This window comes from Cryobacterium sp. 10I1, from assembly GCF_035019805.1.
Taxonomy (GTDB): domain Bacteria; phylum Actinomycetota; class Actinomycetes; order Actinomycetales; family Microbacteriaceae; genus Cryobacterium; species Cryobacterium glucosi.
Genome location: NZ_JASJVF010000050.1, coordinates 1 through 17,670, shown reverse-complemented (window position 1 = coordinate 17,670; position 17,670 = coordinate 1). Strand labels below are relative to the sequence as shown.

General features: G+C 67.3%; 17 protein-coding genes. 8 read left to right on the top strand and 9 right to left on the bottom strand.

Annotated features, from left to right (window positions below):
• Window positions 1-45: 45 nt before the first annotated feature.
• Window positions 46-1,737: an ABC transporter ATP-binding protein gene (locus QN345_RS07025; protein WP_322140681.1), complete on the bottom strand. Its 1,692-nt coding sequence runs from the start codon at window positions 1,735-1,737 to the stop codon at window positions 46-48.
• A gap of 203 nt (window positions 1,738-1,940) precedes the next feature.
• Between QN345_RS07025 and QN345_RS07020 the strand changes: the two genes are divergently transcribed.
• Window positions 1,941-4,118, top strand: a complete 2,178-nt coding sequence (locus QN345_RS07020; RefSeq protein ID WP_134447193.1) for a glutamine synthetase III — start codon at window positions 1,941-1,943, stop codon at window positions 4,116-4,118.
• 72 nt (window positions 4,119-4,190) lie between these two features.
• On the opposite strand, the gene QN345_RS07015 is transcribed toward QN345_RS07020, so the two are convergent.
• Window positions 4,191-6,728, bottom strand: coding sequence for an FAD-dependent oxidoreductase (locus QN345_RS07015; protein WP_322136316.1), 2,538 nt, complete (start codon window positions 6,726-6,728; stop codon window positions 4,191-4,193).
• Between the two features lie 166 nt (window positions 6,729-6,894).
• Between QN345_RS07015 and QN345_RS07010 the strand changes: the two genes are divergently transcribed.
• Both QN345_RS07010 and QN345_RS07005 read left to right on the top strand, forming a co-directional pair.
• Entirely contained in the window at window positions 6,895-7,062 is a 168-nt protein-coding gene (locus tag QN345_RS07010) for a hypothetical protein (RefSeq protein ID WP_134447189.1), read from the top strand.
• Between the two features lie 458 nt (window positions 7,063-7,520).
• Window positions 7,521-8,399: a hypothetical protein gene (locus QN345_RS07005; RefSeq protein ID WP_322189569.1), complete on the top strand. Its 879-nt coding sequence runs from the start codon at window positions 7,521-7,523 to the stop codon at window positions 8,397-8,399.
• Window positions 8,400-8,475: 76 nt separating this feature from the next.
• Here QN345_RS07005 and QN345_RS07000 read toward each other — a convergent pair whose 3' ends face one another.
• Window positions 8,476-10,161 carry an HNH endonuclease signature motif containing protein gene (locus QN345_RS07000; RefSeq protein WP_322136314.1) on the bottom strand — a complete coding sequence of 562 codons (1,686 nt, stop codon included), beginning with the start codon at window positions 10,159-10,161 and terminating at the stop codon, window positions 8,476-8,478.
• A gap of 233 nt (window positions 10,162-10,394) precedes the next feature.
• On the opposite strand from QN345_RS07000, the gene QN345_RS06995 reads away from it, so the two are divergent.
• Both QN345_RS06995 and QN345_RS06990 read left to right on the top strand, forming a co-directional pair.
• Entirely contained in the window at window positions 10,395-11,297 is a 903-nt protein-coding gene (locus tag QN345_RS06995) for a VOC family protein (RefSeq protein WP_322140682.1), read from the top strand.
• The gene (locus tag QN345_RS06990; protein WP_322189570.1) at window positions 11,294-11,938 is read left to right on the top strand and encodes a phospholipase; all 645 of its coding nucleotides are present in this window, start codon (window positions 11,294-11,296) and stop codon (window positions 11,936-11,938) included. Before QN345_RS06995 ends, QN345_RS06990 begins: the two co-directional genes overlap by 4 nt.
• On the opposite strand, the gene QN345_RS06985 is transcribed toward QN345_RS06990, so the two are convergent.
• The 3 genes from QN345_RS06985 to hxlB form a co-directional block, all read right to left on the bottom strand.
• On the bottom strand, window positions 11,927-12,253 hold the full coding sequence (locus QN345_RS06985; RefSeq protein WP_134447179.1) for an antibiotic biosynthesis monooxygenase family protein: 327 nt from the start codon (window positions 12,251-12,253) through the stop codon (window positions 11,927-11,929). The genes QN345_RS06990 and QN345_RS06985 overlap by 12 nt on opposite strands.
• Before the next feature lie 95 nt (window positions 12,254-12,348).
• Entirely contained in the window at window positions 12,349-12,972 is a 624-nt protein-coding gene (gene hxlA / locus QN345_RS06980) for a 3-hexulose-6-phosphate synthase (RefSeq protein ID WP_134558723.1), read from the bottom strand.
• 78 nt (window positions 12,973-13,050) lie between these two features.
• Entirely contained in the window at window positions 13,051-13,635 is a 585-nt protein-coding gene (gene hxlB, locus QN345_RS06975; RefSeq protein WP_322140683.1) for a 6-phospho-3-hexuloisomerase, read from the bottom strand.
• Between the two features lie 101 nt (window positions 13,636-13,736).
• On the opposite strand from hxlB, the gene QN345_RS06970 reads away from it, so the two are divergent.
• From QN345_RS06970 to QN345_RS06960, 3 genes are all read left to right on the top strand, one after another.
• Complete coding sequence (locus QN345_RS06970; RefSeq protein ID WP_322189571.1) at window positions 13,737-15,035, top strand: LuxR C-terminal-related transcriptional regulator; 1,299 nt, start codon at window positions 13,737-13,739, stop codon at window positions 15,033-15,035.
• Window positions 15,036-15,129: 94 nt separating this feature from the next.
• Window positions 15,130-15,333 (top strand): hypothetical protein, encoded by a 204-nt coding sequence (locus tag QN345_RS06965; protein WP_134561807.1) that lies wholly within the window; start codon window positions 15,130-15,132, stop codon window positions 15,331-15,333.
• Between the two features lie 11 nt (window positions 15,334-15,344).
• Entirely contained in the window at window positions 15,345-15,902 is a 558-nt protein-coding gene (locus QN345_RS06960) for a hypothetical protein (protein ID WP_322136308.1), read from the top strand.
• Window positions 15,903-15,945: 43 nt separating this feature from the next.
• Here the strand turns inward: QN345_RS06960 and QN345_RS06955 are convergent, their stop codons facing one another.
• From QN345_RS06955 to QN345_RS06945, 3 genes are all read right to left on the bottom strand, one after another.
• Complete coding sequence (locus QN345_RS06955) at window positions 15,946-16,326, bottom strand: VOC family protein (protein ID WP_322136307.1); 381 nt, start codon at window positions 16,324-16,326, stop codon at window positions 15,946-15,948.
• Between the two features lie 135 nt (window positions 16,327-16,461).
• Window positions 16,462-17,142 carry an alpha/beta fold hydrolase gene (locus QN345_RS06950; protein ID WP_241980945.1) on the bottom strand — a complete coding sequence of 227 codons (681 nt, stop codon included), beginning with the start codon at window positions 17,140-17,142 and terminating at the stop codon, window positions 16,462-16,464.
• An 86-nt stretch (window positions 17,143-17,228) separates the two neighbouring features.
• Window positions 17,229-17,670 (bottom strand): dihydrofolate reductase family protein (locus QN345_RS06945; RefSeq protein WP_323508533.1); only part of this gene is annotated, 442 nt, incomplete at its 5' end.

Genomic DNA, 17,670 nt, shown 5'->3' with positions numbered 1-17,670 from the left:
GCGCCCGGACTGTGTCCGGGCGCCGCTTCGTTGGTCCGGCGGGGGTCAGCTCGCGATGCGGGCGCCGGGGATCGCGGCGAGCAGCTCCCGCGTGTACGACTCCCGGGGCGAGTCGAAGATCTCCTCCGGGGTGCCGCTCTCCACGATGACGCCGTTCCGCATCACGTGCACGAAGTCGCTGATCTGCCGCACGACGGCGAGGTCGTGGCTGATGAACAGGTAGCTCAGGCCGAATTCATGCTGGAGTCGCATCAGCAGGTCGAGGATCTGCGCCTGCACGAGAACATCGAGGGCGGACACCGCCTCGTCGAGCACGATGAGTTCCGGCCGCAGCGCGAGCGCGCGTGCGATGGCGACGCGCTGGCGCTGGCCACCGGAGAGTTCGTGCGGGTAGCGGTCTGCGGTCTCTGCGGGGAGGGCGACCGCGTCGAGTAGTTCGAGCAGCTGGACAGCCCGGGATTCCTTCGTGCCCCAACCGTGGACGACGAGGGGTTCGACGATGGTCGCGCCGACCGTGAAGAGTGCGTCGAGCGAGGCGAACGGGTTCTGGAACACCGGCTGGACCCGGCGACGGAAGTCGAGGAGTTCCTTCTTCGTGAAGCCGCTTGTCTCGGCGCCTTCGAAGGTGATCGACCCGGAGGTCGGTGCGTCGAGCCCGAGCACGAGTCTCGTCGTCGTCGACTTACCCGAGCCGGACTCGCCGACGATCGCGACGGTGCTGCCGCGGGGGATGCTGAAGGTCGAGCCGGCGAGGGCGACGAACCGCTGCGGGCGCGACAGGAACCCGCTGCGCACGACGAACTCCTTGCGTACCTCGGAGAGCTCGATGATGTTATCGACATGGCCCGTTCCTGCGGCCTGATGCGTCGCGTAGGGCGTCGCCGCCCGCGTCTCCCCGCGGCGCACGGCGAGGCTCGGCGCCGCCAGGAGCAGGCGCTTCGTGTATTCGTGCTGGGGATCCTCCAGGATCTGGCGTGCCGGGCCATGCTCGACGATGCTGCCACGGAACATGACGAGCACCTCGTCGGCGCGCTCGGCCGCGAGGGCGAGGTCGTGCGTGATCATGAAGAGCGCTGTGCCCATTTCCTCCGTCAGTGCCGAGAGCTGGTCGAGGACCTGCCGCTGCACGGTGACGTCGAGGGCACTCGTCGGCTCATCAGCAATGAGGAGCTGTGGGCGGCAGGCGAGCCCGATCGCAATGAGCACGCGCTGACGCATGCCGCCGCTGAATTCGTGCGGGAACTGCCGGAAGCGGCGTTCGGGCTCGGGGATTCCGACCATCCTGAGCAGCTCGATCGCCCGGATGCGTGCGGCGGAAGGCGTTGCGCCATGCGCCTCGAGGGCCTCGGTGATCTGGTGGCCGATCCGGTAGACCGGGTCGAGGTTCGACATCGGGTCCTGCGGCACGAGGCCGATGCCGGCCCCGCGCACCCCGGCCATCTGCGCCTCGGAGGCGTGGGCGAGGTCGACGCCGTTGAAGAGGATTTTCCCGGAGGTGATGGTCGCGTTCGGTGCGAGCAGGCGGTTGATCGCCGCGGACATCGTCGACTTGCCCGAGCCCGACTCGCCGACGACGGCGAGCGTGGACCGTGCGGACAGCTCGAGGTTCGCGTCGGAGACCGCGGTGAACACCCCCTGGGCGGTCCGGAAGGAGATGGACAGGTTCTGGATCGAGAGCAGCGGCCGCCCGATGGCGGTTTCCGGGGCTGCAGTCGCCGTGGCAGTTTTATCGGACATGCGTCCAACATAAACGCGTCGCGTTTCGGCGAGTCAATGCAGTGTTTCGGACAGGTTTAATCTGGAAGAGAGGCCGGCGCGGGGTTCTGGTGACTGAAACCGTCATTCATCGGAAACATCCTCGCCACGCGACCTCCCTAGATTTAGGCGCATCCGAATCCGCACCTAGTCGCGGAGCAGCATGCCGTAGCAAAGGGGTATTCATGAGTGGAAACAGCGCCCGCCGTCAAGCGATCAGGGATGTAAGGGCTTATGTTCCTCCGGCCCCGAGCTATACAGCGACTGAGACGCCGGGAGAGATCTTCGGCGAAAACGTCTTCAACAAGGTCGTCATGCAGAAGCGGCTGCCGAAATCCGTCTATAAGTCCGTGATGGCGACGATCGAAAACGGCGCCAGGCTCGATCCGCTCGTAGCGGATGCCGTCGCATCCGCGATGAAGGACTGGGCGCTCGAAAAGGGTGCGACCCATTACGCCCACGTCTTCTACCCGCTCACCGGGCTGACAGCGGAGAAGCACGACAGCTTCTTCGAGCCCGTCGGCGATGGCACGGCGCTCGCCGAATTCGCGGGCAAGACCCTCGTGCAGGGCGAGCCCGACGCATCGAGCTTCCCCAACGGCGGCCTGCGCAACACCTTCGAGGCTCGCGGGTACACCGGCTGGGACGTGACGAGCCCGGCATACGTGCTCGAGAACCCGAACGGCAACACCCTCTGCATCCCGACGGTCTTCGTCTCGATGACCGGCGAAGCGCTCGACCACAAGACCCCGCTGCTGCGCTCGCAGCAGGCGATGGGCGAACATGCCGAACGCATCCTGCGCCTCTTCGGGCACACCGATCCTGCCCGCGTCGTCTCGTTCTGCGGCCCCGAGCAGGAGTACTTCCTCGTCGACCGGCACTTCTTCCTCGCCCGCCCCGACCTGCTCAACTCCGGCCGTACCCTGTTCGGCGCGAAGCCGCCCAAGGGCCAGGAGTTCGACGACCACTACTTCGGCGCCATCCCCGAGCGGGTGCTCGGCTTCATGATGGACACCGAGCGGGAGCTCTTCAAGCTCGGGATCCCCGCGAAGACCCGGCACAACGAGGTCGCCCCCGGCCAGTTCGAGATCGCGCCGATGTTCGAGCGCGGAAACATCGCCGCCGACCACCAGCAGCTGCTCATGACGACTTTCAAGTCAGTCGCCAAGAAGCACGGGATGGCCTGCCTGTTCCACGAGAAGCCCTTCCAGGGCGTCAACGGCTCGGGCAAGCACGTCAACTTCTCGCTCGGCAACAACGAGCTCGGCAGCCTTCTCGTCCCGGGAGACAACCCGCACGACAACGCCCAGTTCCTGGTGTTCTGCGCCGCCGTCATCCGCGCGGTGCACAAGTACGCCGGACTTCTCCGCGCCTCGGTCGCCTCCGCGACCAACGACCACCGCCTCGGCGCCAACGAGGCCCCGCCGGCGATCATCTCGATCTTCCTCGGCGACCAGCTCGCCGACGTCTTCGAGCAGATCGCCCAGGGCCCGGCAACCTCGTCCAAGGACAAGGGCTCGATGGTGATCGGCGTCGACACGCTCCCGGTGCTGCCGACCGACCCGGGCGACCGCAACCGTACGAGCCCGTTCGCGTTCACCGGGAACCGGTTCGAGTTCCGTGCCCCCGGTTCGATGCAGACCGTCGCCGGCCCGATGGTGACGATCAACACGATCATGGCCGAGTCGCTCGATTACGCGGCGACCGAGCTCGAGGCCGCCGTCGCCGGTGGCACTGACTTCGACACGGCCGTGCAGAGCCTGCTCACCCAGATCATCACCGACCACGGCGCCGTCGTGTTCAACGGCGACGGGTACTCCGATGCCTGGCCGATCGAGGCGGAGAAGCGCGGGCTCGCAAACCTGCGCACGACCCTCGACGCGCTGCCCGAACTCATCACCGAGTCGGCAATGGACCTGTTCGACAAGTACAGGGTCTTCAACCACCGCGAGATGCACAGCCGTTATGAGATCGGCCTCGAACAGTACGCTCTCACCATCGGTGTCGAGGCGCGCCTCACGCTCGAGATGGGGGCGACGGTCATCCTCCCCGCCGCCGTGCGTCACCAGACCGAACTCGCGATCAACATCGGCGCCCTCACGGCCGCCGGCGTTGAACCCGACCACGCCGCACTGAGCGAGGTGTCCGCCCCGATCACCAAGCTCCGGTCCGCGCTCGCCGTGCTCCGGGACGCGCTGGCCGGCGGATCGGAAGAGACCGCACTCGGCGAGGCCGAGCACGCTCGCGACGCGCTGCTTCCGGCGATGTCCGCGGTCCGCGCCGCCGCAGATGCCCTCGAAGAGATCGTCGCGGACGACCTGTGGCCGCTCCCGACCTACCAGGAGATGCTCTTCATCCTGTAACCGCAGAGCACGTACGTCCTCCGCCCGGTCAGCCTGTTTCTGCTGGCCGGGCGGATGCGCGTTCTGACCCGATCAGATGAACAGCGTCGTCGTCGACTCGGCCGCCTCCCCGAGGAAGGTCGCGACGCCGCCGAGTTCGACGCCGTCCATCAGGTCGGTCGGAGCGATCCCGAGCAGGTCCATCGTCATCGTGCACGCGATCAGGCGCGCCCCGCCGGCCTGCGCGGACGTGATGAGATCGGGCAGCGACGAGACCGAGTTGTCCCGCATGACCTTCTTGATCAGTGCCGCACCGGCACCGAGCATATTCATCTGCGACAGCGGCATGCTGCCCGCGCTCGAGGGCATCATGGTGGCGAACATCTTGTCCATCAGTTTGCGTTCCCGCTTGGGCGGGTCCGTGCGGCGCAGGGAGTTGAGCCCCCAGAACGTGAAGAACATCGAGACCTCTTCGCCCATCGCGATCGCCCCGTTGGCGATGATGAAGGCGGCCAGCACCTTGTCGAGGTCGCCGGAGAACACCACGAAGGAGGTCTTGTTGGGTGTCGGCGAGCTCACGATGCCGACGGATGCCGCAGGCCGGGTCGCCAGAGCGGCCCCGCCCTTCCGCATGGTCGCGACGTAGCCAGGGCCCTCCGGCGAAATGGCGACGAGCTCGTGTCCGTTCCGCCTGGCCCAGGCCGGAGCGTCACTGGCGAACCCGGGGTCGGACACGTGCACGACAACCTCGTCGCCGGCATCCAGTGTCTTCATCTTCTCGGATAGCTTCATGATCGGGCCTGGGCAGGCGAGTCCGGAGCAGTCCAGGTCGACCTGCACGCCGGTGCCGTTGGCGAGCAGGGCGGCCTGCGCGGCGGCCTTCGTTGCAGCGGCCGTGAACTCGGCTGCTTCGGCGTAGGTGGTCATCGGCAGCGGGGGTTCGTCGCTTTCGGGCTCGACCTCGTGCCACGACCGGAAGGTGTCCGACCCGCCGGAGAGAGTGGCGACATCCGTGAACCCGCGTTGCACGAGCGCGCGGTAGGCGAGGTAACTGCGGAACCCGACCGCGCAGTACAGGCGCAGCGGCCCGGTGCGGTCCCAGAGCTCGCATTCGAGGCGGATGCTTCCGAGCGGCACGTTCTCGGCGCCCGGCAGGTGCCAGATCGAGAATTCCTCCGGGGTGCGCACGTCGATGAGCCGAGCCCCGGCAGTCGCTTCCGGGTAGTCCTGGGCGTACCAGAGGGTGAGGTCGCCGCGGAGCACGTTGCTCGCGACGAAGCCGGCCATGTTCACCGGGTCCTTCGCGGAACCGAACGGAGGAGCGTACGCGAGCTCGAGCTCCTCGAGGTCGTAGACGGTCTGGCCACCGCGGAGGGCGGTCGCGAGCACGTCGAGGCGCTTGTCGACGCCGTCGAAGCCGGCGGCCTGCGCGCCGAGGATGCGCCCGGTGTCGGGGGCGAAGAGGACCTTGAGCTGCATCATCGCGGTGCCGGGGTAGTAGCCGGCGTGGCCGGAGGGGTGCACGTGCACGGCCCGGTACGGGACCTCGGCGGCGAGGAGTTGCCGTTCGGTGGCGCCCGTTCCGCCGGCGACCATGTCGAAGATCTTCACGATCGAGGTGCCCTGGGTTGAGCGGTAGTCGGTGTTTCGGCCGCAGATGTTCTCGGCGGCGACCCGGGCTTCGCGGTTCGCGGGTCCGGCGAGCGGGGCCAGCCAGCGCCCCGGCAGCACGGTGTGCGGCGTTTCGACGGAGTCGCCTGCCGCCCAGATGTGCGGGTCGGAGGTGCGCATGTGCGTGTCCACCGTGATCCCGCCGCGGGCGCCGAGCTCGAGCCCGGCCGCCTTCGCGAGCGTGGTGTTCGGGCGCACCCCGGCGGAGAGGATCACCAGGTCGGCCGCCAGGACGGTCGAGTCCGTGAGCTCGACGTTGAGACCGCCGTCGGGGCGGGCCGCGAATGCGGCGGCCGCAGTCGACAGGTGCAGGGTGATGCCGCGACTGCGGAGGTGGTGTTCGACGGGGACGGACATCTCGTGGTCGAGGGGCGGCAGGATCTGGTCGCTCATCTCGACGACGTCGACGAGGGCGCCGCGGTGCTTGAGGTTCTCGGCCATTTCGAGGCCGATGTAACCCGCGCCGATCACGACGGTGCGCACGGGTCCGCGGGCGCCCGTCGCGGCGAGGGCGATCGCGGCATCCAGTTGGGCCTTGATGGCGTCCATGTCGCCGATCCGGCGCAGCACGTGCACGCCGGGCAGGTCTATCCCCGGCAGGGGAGGGCGGAGTGGTTCGGCGCCCGTGCAGAGCGCCAGTTCGTCATAAGGTTCCTCGTAGCTGCGGCCGCCGTCGACCTCGCGGACGGTCACGGTCTTCGCGGCACGGTCGATTCGCAGCACCTCGTGTCCGACCCGCACGTCGATGTCGAGGGATTCGCGCAGACTTTCCGGCGTTTGCAGGAGCAGGCGGCTGCGATCAGCAATCACTTCGCCCACATGGTACGGCAGACCGCAATTCGCAAACGAGACGTGATGACCGCGCTCGAGCACGACGATCTCAGCGAACTCGTCCAAACGGCGGGCGCGGGCGGCGACGGATGCGCCGGCTGCGACCCCGCCTACGACAACGATCTTCATGGGGTGCCTTTCGTCGGCCGGGACAGCGATTCGGCCAACCCGGCATATACCCCCGTGGGTAATTGGGGGACTGATTCTGACACTACACCCGCGGGATACCGCGGACCGTGCACTCTCAATACCCATGGGGGTATAGTGAGTGCTTTCACCCACGAAGGAGCTGCCGATGTGCCACGCCAAGACCTGTAAGACCTGCGGGAAGACCACCTGGGCCGGCTGTGGCCAACATGTCGACCAGGTCATGCGCGGAGTGCCGAAGTCGCAGCGCTGCCCCGGGCACGAGAACGAACAGGCGTCCGGTGGCTTCCTGTCCCGGCTCTTCGCGGGCCGCTAGCCTGCTCCGAATTCAGGAGTGGACCCTGTGCAAGCCAGGGTGTAGGTGGATGCGCCGAACGCGTCCGCGGGGCCGACCTGCCGTCCCAGGTCTTCCTCTTGCCACGGAGTAGAGTCTGATTCTCGGCTCTGACCTGCCTATCCGTTGCCGCACTGCGGTCACTAGGATTGAAAATGGGACTTCGGAGCACATCAGTTGTACTCGGTTTCGAAGCGGGGGCGCTGCGGCGCTGCGATTGTGGGGAGATGGACATGCGCGCTCGTTCACGTTCGGCCGCTTGTGTTGTGGCTTTGACAGGGTTGGTTCTGCTCGCCGGCTGCACGGGCCCAGCCCCAGCCTCGCCCGCCTCCGTTTCGGCGACGGACCTGGCGACCGAGACTCCGACGCCTGCGACCGCGTCGGCCGGGCAGACCCGCCCGGCCGCTGTCTTCGGCGGCGATTGCGCCGCAGTCCTCACTGTGGACGAGGTGGCCGCGGCGGTTGGTACGCACGTGACCAGTTGGGCGGCGGCCAGGGCGAGCTCACTTGCGGAGAATCCCTACTATGCCGTGGTGCCCGCGCGTGGTGGCATCGACTGCCAATGGTCCGTGGAGGAGAGCCCCACGTCGGCCTATCTCAGTGCCGTGGTGGTGGCCGCTGCATCGGTACCGACCGACACGGTGGACCAGATCGCCTGCTATGGAGCCGACGTGGCTGATTCTGCGGAGTCGGGGGCCTGCCGCATCAGCGCTACTGTGGCTGGATATTGGCTCAGCGCTGACGTCTATACGGCAGTCGGAACCGTTAACGAGGACGCCCGTAACGCAGCGACAAAGCTTGTCGCGACGTTCTCGGGTCGCGCATTGGCGGCGGGCACCCCGGAGGTGGCGGCAACGCCCATCGGCGCCTGGGAGCGCGAGGATTGCGCAGCACTATCGACCGCTGCAGACATCACGCACGCTGTCTCCAGCCCCGGACTCGCGGTCAGGTCCAATGACTCAGAGGGTACCGAGGGCTCAGAGGGACGTTTCGCGGCCAAAACGAGCACAGGCGCATTCGCATGCGGCTGGTCGCAGTCGCCGATACCAGAAGGCCAGATTGGATCCTTCAGCGTCATCGCGTTGCCCGGTGGGGCCTGGGCGCAGGAGGACATCGCGCGGACGACCGGCGCCGAGAAGGTGTCAATTCCCGGGGTCGACGGCGTGATCCGGATTCCGAATGAAGCTGGCGGCTATACCTTCGACGTTTTCGACGGAGTCAACTGGCTGCAGCTATCGACGGACATTTCGGCCGAGTCGAATCTCGACCAGTTGATTCCGGCGATCCCAGCGCTCGTCAACGTTCTCAACGCCGCCTGAGCGGCGTCGGGTCGAGCCCCCGACGAACCGGAACGGCGCGTCAGGGAAGACGACGGTGAGGCGGGTTCGGCCTCGGTCAGTCGCGGTTGGGTGGTCCGGTGAGGACCTGGTGTGCGCGGTGCCTGTTCGGTGGCCGCCAGAGTCGTTGCGGGTCGATCAACCCAGGCGCCCGCACCTGCGGTGAGCCCTTCACCATCCGGATCTCCCACCCAGAGGTGTCGATGCTGTGGTGATGGAACCAGCACAGTAGGACACCGTTGTCGACGTTGGTCGGTCCGTCCTGCGCCCAGGGCTTCACGTGGTGTACTTCGGCCCAGTGAGCCGGGGCTTTGCACCCGGGGATGATGCAGCCGCCGTCGCGGGCGGTGATCGCCCGGCGTTGCGCCCGGTTGAAGTACCGTCGTTCCGGACCGAGCTTGAGGACCTGGTTGTTTTCCCCGAAGAGGACCCCTTGGAAGCCGCCGTCACAGATGCGCTGGTGCACCGTCTTCAGCGATACCGGGGCCTCAACCCCGTCGATCCAGCCGACGCCGATCCCGGAGGTGAGGTCGGCCGCGTTCACGTGCACCATCACCGTCGGGGCGGATCCGCCCATGCTGGGCGTGTCCTCGTCGCGGGCGGCGTGTTCGAACAGGGCCCGGAGGATGTCCGCGCGTTTCTCCCCACTCGTGCGGGTGTCCGCGCGCCGCTCCCGCAGCTCGGCCTCGATCACCATGAGCTCCGGGCCCGTACCGACGTCACTGTCGGTGCCCGCGGTCTCGGCGCCGGGGATCATCTGTCCGGAGTCCATGAGGGCCTGCTCCTCCGCGGTGGGGAACGCGGGCCGGGCGTGGAAGCTGAGGAAGGCGTCGAACATCGTGTTCATGATCCCGAACAGTTCCGGCGTGACTCCGCCCTTCACCGGATACAACCCGTTCTTGAGTTGGCCGAAGCCGATGTTCGATTTCGCCTCGAACAGGTCCTCGGTCGGGAGGACCCCGTCGGGGTCCAGGGCTGCCTGCCACTGCGCGACCATGCCCCGGATCAGGTCCGTGGTCACCGGGACACCTGCCCCGGCCAGGTTCTCGGTCTCCGGGGTGATCAGCCCGGCCGCGGACGCGACCAGGGCCCGCTCCGCCGTCAACAGGTCATCCGGGGCCACCCGGTGGCTGATCACCTGCAACCCCGCCACGATCAACTCCGCCGTCTCCACCCCGATCTCCCCCGCCGTCAGGGCGGCCCCGACCGTGGGGAACAAGGGCGGCAGCCAGCTGCTCCCGCCGCACGGCCGCGGTAACACCGCGTCGCCGAGCTTCGTGCGCCGCTTCACGTCTCGGGCCGAGACCCGCGTCACCCGGGTGAGGACATCCCACGGGCCCGTGCAGCCCATCCGCCAGGCCAGACCCTCCCGGCCGAGCACCCGGGCCCGCCGGTCCACATCCGTCGCCGTGCTCACCCGGGCCGCATCCACCGTCCGCCCGATGGCCTCCACGGTGCTCAGCGCCGTGACCGCTTCTGTGTCGCTGAGCAGCCCCAGCGGGATCGCGGCCAGGGCGTCTGCGAGAACCGCCTGGGCTTCGGCGAGCCTTGCGACAGCATCCGCATGCACCGACGGCACCGACCCCGCCAATCCTTCAGCACCCTCGAAACCCTCGGCAACCGCGACCGCAACCGGATGGGCCGACTCGGTGGATGCGCGGCCCACCGTGGTGGGCTGATCGCCCGCGGCCACTGAATCGTGGGCCTGCGGGGTGTGTGACTGGGGATCTGAAGCTCCTGCCATACCCCGATTCTACCCCGAATCGAACACGAATACGAGATCTACTCAGTTTATTTAGGCCATCGAGGTTTGAGTGTCAGACTTAAATATCATTCTGAGCGCAAATTCGAGAGTCTCCTGAGCGGCCTGGAAAGTTTACTTGACGCTTCAAGTAATGCTGCTAGAGTATTGGTTGTCGGTTCAACTAAGCGGGTTGGGCATGACTTGTGAGCCCGACGCGACCGCAGGAGACGAACATGACACTGACCACTGACCTCACCGGATCCCGCGCCGCCACAGGCGACCTCCTCGCGGCGACGACAGGCATGGATGCCGTCACGCTGCGCGTCGGCGACCTCGCGTTGATGTCCTCCTACTACCGCGAGGCGTTGGCGCTCGACCCGATCAGCGCGCAGGGCACCACCGTCGTGCTCGGTCGCGGCACGACCCCGCTCGTTGTGCTCGAGCACACCCCTGGCCTGCCGGTTCCCGCCCGCAGCCAGGCCGGACTCTTCCACACCGCCATCCTGTTCGACACGAGCGCCGGCCTGGCCGCGACCGTGCTCCAGGCCGCCCGTGACCAGCGTTCGAGCTTCGTCGGCAGCGCTGACCACATCGTCAGCAATGCCTTCTACTTCACCGACCCTGAGGGTAACGGGATCGAGCTCTACGTCGACAGGGACCGGTCGGAGTGGGTCTACAAGAACGGCCAGGTCCAGATGGACACGCTTGCGCTCGACCCGAGCGCCTTCCTGCAGAAGAACCTGCCCGCGGACGGGGGAGAATTGGCCGTCGGTCCGGCCAAGGTCGGCCATGTTCACCTCCAGGTCGGTGACCTCGAGATGGCCCGGCGCTTCTACGTCGACGCCCTCGGCTTCGAAACGACCCTCGACTTCCCCGGCGCGCTGTTCGTGAGTGCCGGCGGCTACCACCACCACATGGCGATGAATGTCTGGAACAGCCGCGGCGTCGGTCCGCGTGCCGCGACCCTCGGCCTCGCCGACGTGGCGATCACCGTTCCCGGCCGCGCTGATCTCGATGCTGTGGCCGAACGACTCCGCCACCGCGCGATTCCGCTTCACGACGACGGCACCAGCATCCGCGTCGACGACCCCTGGAAGACCCGCGTCACCCTGACCGTCGGCGAGGCCTCGGCGTGAGCCCCGCCATCGAGATCACGGCCCGCCGCGACGGCGTCGACCCCGCGCTCCCGTCGACCCGCCCACTCCTGCTGCTTCTGCATGGTTACGGTTCGCACGAAGGCGACCTGCCGAGCCTCGCCGCCTACCTGCCCGACGCGTTCGACTGGGTGTCGCTGCGTGCGCCGCTCGGTCTGCCGACCGGCGGGTTCGCCTGGTTCCCGATCACTGTGCCGGGGCGCCCGGGCGCAGAGTCCGTCATCGAGGCAGCGGATGCCGTACTCGCGTGGCTGGACGCCCACGTGCACCCGGGCACGCCCGTCGTTCCCCTCGGCTTCTCGCAGGGCGGCCTCATGGTCACCCAGCTTCTCCGCCAGGCTCCCGGGCGATTCCCCGCCGGGGTCGTCCTCTCGGGATTCACCCTCGATGCCACGCTCCCAGGCGATGAGGTCCTTGCGGCTACACGCACGCCGGTGTTCTTCGGCCACGGAGATGCCGACCGGGTCATCTCCGCGGAGACGACAGCACGGGCGAGCGCCTGGCTGCCCGGCCACAGCACCCTGACCGAGAAGGTCTATGCCGGTCTGCCGCACTCGATCTCCGCAGAAGAACTCGACGACGTGTCGCGGTTCCTGACGGAGGCCCTCGTCTCAGTTGGCTGAACCACCGGCAACGGTGTATGACCACAGCTCGCTGCTCACACCGACCGGGCGCGCAGCGGGCTTCCCGTCCTGCGGGGCCTCGCTGCGGTGCCCGTGCGCGAAGGCGGGCGACGTGGACCACGCCTGGAAGGACTCCTCGTCGGCCCAGCGCGTGATGACCAGCCAGGTGGTGCGATCGTCGGTCGGCTGCAGCAGTTCGAAGCCTTCGAAGCCCGGGGCGTCGTCGACGGCCCCTGCGCGGGCGGCGAACCGGCGAGCCAGCTCATCGCCGTTGTCGGCTGGGACAGTAATCGCGTTGATCTTGATGATCGTCATCGGGCTTCCTTCTGTTGTGAATGCGGTGGTGACCGCGTCGTTCGCCCCATGCTGCCACCGCTGGCTGCATGAACCCTCGGTGGCTCGCCTGACTCCTAGATGATCGCGGCGCGCAGCTCCGCGGCCGAGGCGGCGGGGTCGGCGGCGCCGTAGATGGCGCCCCCGGCGACCGCAACGGTGGCGCCCGCGCGCTGGACTCCCCGAATCGTGGACAGGTTCACGCCACCTGCGACGGAGAAGGGAACCTTCGCGGTCTCGCCGTCGTTGAGGAGGGTCTGGAAGGTGAAGCCAGGCTCCGCCTGCTCGTCGAGACCGGCGTGCATCTCAACGAAGACCGCTCCGAGGCCGGTGACCTCACGGGCCCTGGTGACCTTGTCGGCCACACCGATCAGGTCGACGACGATGCCCTTGCCGTGAGCGGTGGCGGCCTTGACCGCACCGACGATCGTGCTGTCTCCGGCGGTGCCGAGCACGGTCACGTAGTCCGCTCCCGCGGTGAAGGCCAGGTCGGCCTCGAGCTCGCCGGCATCCATCGTCTTCAGATCGGCGAACACGAGCTTGTCGGGGTGCGCGTTCTTGATGGCGGTGACGGCGCGCAACCCTTCGCTCTTGATGAGCGGGGTGCCGAGTTCGATGATGTCGACGTGCGGCGCGACCTGGGCGGCGAGGGTGAGGGCGGCGTCGAGAGTGGTGACGTCCATGGCGACCTGCAGTTTCATTGCTGATTCCTTACTTCGGTTGTGCTGGGTTCTTCCTGGTGCACCGCGGTCGCGGCCCAGGGAGGCATCCGGTGGGTGTTATTCGAGGTTCGCGTGCCGGGGCCAGAGCTCTTCCGCCGTGGCGCCCGACATCTTCCAAAGCGCGTCGAAGAGCGCGTCTCCGACGAGGACCAGCGACTGCTCGAACAGTCCTCCGGAGTACTGGGTAGAGAGAACACCGGCGTGGTCCTGTTTCGTTGCGGCCGGGATCACGACGATCACGTCCGCGAGTTCCCCGAGAGGAGAGGTCCGGTCCGTTGTGATGGCGACGACGCCTGCTCCGACGCCTGCCGCGGTGGAAGCGGCGCGGACGATTCCGGCCGTCGTTCCCGAGCCGCTTGCGACCAGGAGCACGTCCTGGCCAGTGATCGCCGGGCTGGTCGCCTCGCCGACCACGTGCGCATCCAGGCCCAGGTGCATCAGGCGCATTGCCGTCATCTGCAGGGCCAGGCCCGAGCGCCCGGCACCGAGCACGAAGACCCGACGTGCGGTGCGGATCCGCTCCGCGGCCCGGTCGAGATCGCTCGGGGACTCCGTGACGATCCGCTCCACGATGCCGTCGACTTCGCCGGAAATCCGGCGCAATGAGTCGGTGGTACGAGCGAATGAAGTGGAAGGTGTCATCTCTCGATCGTGCGCTGCACCGTTCGCGTCTCAGGCCACCCGAACGAGCGGATGTGACTACTCCTTCGGGTAGGTTGCCGCACTTTGAGTAGGGTTGATCTATGTCAGAAGCGAGTAAGTCCCCTTCGATCGAGTTGCTCATCGAGCTCCGGCAGGTACTCGCGAACCCGCTGCTCGGCATTGCGGGGGCCTTCTCCGCCCTGCTGCAGCAGCGCATCCCGCACGGCGCCCTGGTTATCTTCACCGAGGACTGCACGGGGCGCCCACAGAAGAAAGCCGGCCAGGCGGAGGTCATCGACCACGTCACCATCGCGGAACTCGACATTCTCCGCGATACCGTTGCGGCGCGAGGCGGATCGATATGGAACGAACGGGCGCTGCTGGCCCGGTCGGAGCGAACGATGTCGGCCTGGATCGCTTTGACAGGTGCCCTTCTGGTCCTGACCGATCCCGACCTGACCGGGGCGACCCCGACCGGAGTCCGTGAAACGAAGGACCTCGTCGCCGCACTCTGGGAACTGGTCGCGTCGGGCATCCGCAACCAGGTCGTCGTGGCCGCGCCGGACTATCTGCGCGATTCGCGGATGGCGTCGCGAGACCGGGCCACGCTCATCGCCGAATTGACGGATGCCCACTCCACGACTTTGGAGCTGCTGCTCGCGGTTCTGCGTTCGCGCCAGACCGGAGACGCGGCCGCGCGGCAGACGGCGATCGACCTGGCCGTCGCCGCCATGGTGCAGCTGCGCGCGGTGAGCGACCGCGACCGCATCCTGTCCGAGGAGCCGGTCGCCCGGGCGTTCGAGCGGCTCCGAAATGACCTGAGGCCCCTGGCCCGCTTCGGGGACCTCGACGTGCAGTTCATCGAACCGCCCGTCAATGGCCGCGCGTTGCCGGGCGAGGTCGCCCACGCCGGACGTGCGATCGTGCGCGGTGCCGTCCTCGCCCTGGTCGATCAGCCCGGGGTCGCCCGAGTGCGGGTGCAGTGGGACTGCGACGGCCACAACCTGCTGATCAACATTCGCGATGACGGTCCGGGTGACTTGTCCACTGAGACGCCCAGCGTACGCCAACTCGTCGCCCGGGTGGCGGCACTCGACGGCGACTTCCACGTGGATGCCACGCCGGGGTGGGGCTCGGACATTGTCGTCTCTCTACCCCTCGACCCACCCTCGTCAGCCACTGCGCCGGCGGCCGGATGGGGCCTGACAGTACGTGAGCAGGCCGTGCTCGACCTCGTGGCAACCGGGGCGCGGAACCGTGCGATCGCGGAGGCCCTGTCGATCAGCGAGAACACGGTCAAGTTCCACGTCGCGAACGTGCTGCGCAAGATGGGGGCAGTGAACCGCGCCGAGCTGGCTTCCCTCGTCCGCCAGGCAGAGACGCCATCCGCCCTGGTCTGACCGGGTATTCACGCCCTCAGAATAAAGCGGCATTGACCGGCGATTCGTGTGATGCTTGGCGGACAGTGGTTTCGGAATCGGGGAAGGATTCTTCATGACTGCAGGTGGCTTGATGATTGTGCTGATAGCGGGTGGGGGACTGGTGCTGGCGGTCATCGTTCTTGCCGCGTTCTACCTCCTCTCTGCCCGGCCGCGTGCCAGGGCGGCGGCTCGCGAGCTTAGGGGTTCGAATCCCGAGCTGTCGCAGGCGTTCGCGCAGTTCCAGGCGGATGTCGAAAAAGGCCAGAGAGGCCTGTGAAGGGATCGAGGATGGCCCGCACCCTGACTCCCGCCCGCGGATTCTGGATCGGTCTGGTTCTGACCGTTCTCGGACTTGTCGCAGTCAGGTTGCTGTACACGTCTCTGTTCGGCGCCGTAAACCCGGACTGGCTGTCGAGTGATCTGGTGCGGCTCGTGGGAGTGCTGTTCCCCGGCGTTCTGCTGCCGTTGGGGATGGCCCTGATGGTCGCGTCGGTGGTCGTGCGCGCTTTGGCGGACAAAGCAGCGGTCACCATCAGGGATCCACTGGAAGCCGCGGAAGATGCGCCGACCTGGCCGCTGCGGCTCACGTCTCGCGCCGCACTCATTCTCGGACTCGTGCTCGCGGCGATCGGCTTTGTCGTCCAGCTGAACATCTCGACCTGGACCCAGACGATTCAGGGAGATTCGACCTTCCTGAGAGACTTCGTCGTCTACCTGGGCGGACCGCTGAGCGACCTTCTGCTTCCGCTTGGCGTACTTCTGATCGCCGGAGCCTGGATACTCCGGACGATCGAAGATCGCGAAGGCTCTGACGCGGGGACGCGCGGCGGGGACGAAAACCGCTAGGTCACCGCGCCAGAAGATCTATCCCCAGCAACGTCAGGATCGGTCAAGCGGGGCCGGCGACGCCGATGAGGTTTCCGGCGGGGTCCCGGAGGTGTCCGATGGTGATTTCAGCGCCCTCATTGCGTTGCGGCCCGAGAGCGACGGTTCCACCCAGCTGCTGGGCGGCCTCGAGCGTGTCGCTCACGCTCGCGACGCCGACGTAGAAGATCGAGTGCGGGGCGAATCCCTCGCCCCCGCCGATTCCGCCGGCTGCCGGTGCCCAGCCGGGTTCCGGGGTGATGAACGAGTATTCAGCGGATGCGGAAATCGCGGGTGCCACCGGGGCGCCCGCGGGTGCATCCCAGCCGAACAGCGCCGAATAGAATTCACGCAACCGGGCCGGGTCGGGACCGATGAGTTCGAAGTGCACGACGGGATTGCCCATGCGCTCAGCCTGCACCGGAGGCTCGCCCCGCGCTAGCCTCCGTGCATTCCGTGCATTCCGTGCATTCCGTGCATTCCGTGGCTCATCGGGCCAGCGTGTGCCGCTCGCAACGGTTCGAGGACGGTTACGGCTGCTTCACACTGACTCGAGCCAGGCGGCTACGGCGTTGCGCGCTGCTGCTGGCTGTTCATGAAAGAGCAAGTGACCGGCGCCCTCAATGATGGTGACTGTGGCTGCAGGCATTGCGGCGGCGGTCTCTTCGGCAGCGTCGCGGGCGATCAGACGATCCGCGGCTCCATGGATGATCGCTGTGGGACAGGTTATGGACGGCAGTATCGAGCGGAGGTCAGCGCGCTGAACGACGGCACGCTGCTGGCGAAGGAAAGCGGCCGGGCCGACGGGCGCCGTCATGGCTCGCCACGTCGCCAGCAGCGTTTCGTCAGACTCGTTGTCTGCTGAGACGACACCGGGGAAGGCGGCGTCGACGAGAGCGTCGAAATGTCCGTTCTCGACGAGTGTGGACTGCCGGGACCGCGCGGTGATCTGCTCCGGGGTGTCGGCTCGGGCGGTCGTGCTCACAAGGGCGAGGGCAGTGACCCGGTCGGGTGCCTGCCGGACCACTTCCAAGGCGACGTACCCTCCCATGCTTGTTCCGAGAACAGCGATTTCACCGGCGTTCTCGCGGAGGATTCGTTCCGCCATGGCAGCGATCGTATCGTCGTGACGGGTATCGGCCAGGGTGACCTGACCGCGCGACCAGACCGTATTGATCACCGGTGCGTAAGCGAGGGGAGAGCAGAGCAATGGCGGAACCATGACGATCTTCATGTGTCCAGTGTCTACCGGGCCACCGACAGTCGGGTCGGGCTCCGCGCGAGGTCGTGAATCTGACAGCAGTCTTCTCAGGTCATGTCGCCGGTCTCCGGGGTCGAACCCTTCCAGCCGTAGCGCAGGAGAATCGTGCCCTTCTCCGACGGAGTCCCGGCGCCGAGTAGTTCGAGGGACGCAGGCGGCCCGTCGGGTGGGAAGAGGCGCTTGCCCGCACCCAGCACGATCGGGTACACCCAGAGGTTCAGCTGGTCGAACAAGCCGTCCGCGACGAGAGTGCGGGCGAAGTCGATGCTGCCGATCACGTGGATCTCCTCGTGCCGCTCGCGCAGCACCGCCAGCTCAGCGGCGAGGTCGCGACCGAGCTGGTGTGAGTCGCGCCACGTGAGGTCCGGCGTGCCCCGGGACACGACGTATTTGGGGATCGCGTCGAATTTGTGGCTCTCCTGACTCTTCCGTGGGTTAGTCCCGGCCGGGAAGCACGGGTTTGTGCCCGCCGAGGCTGAGCATTGCGAG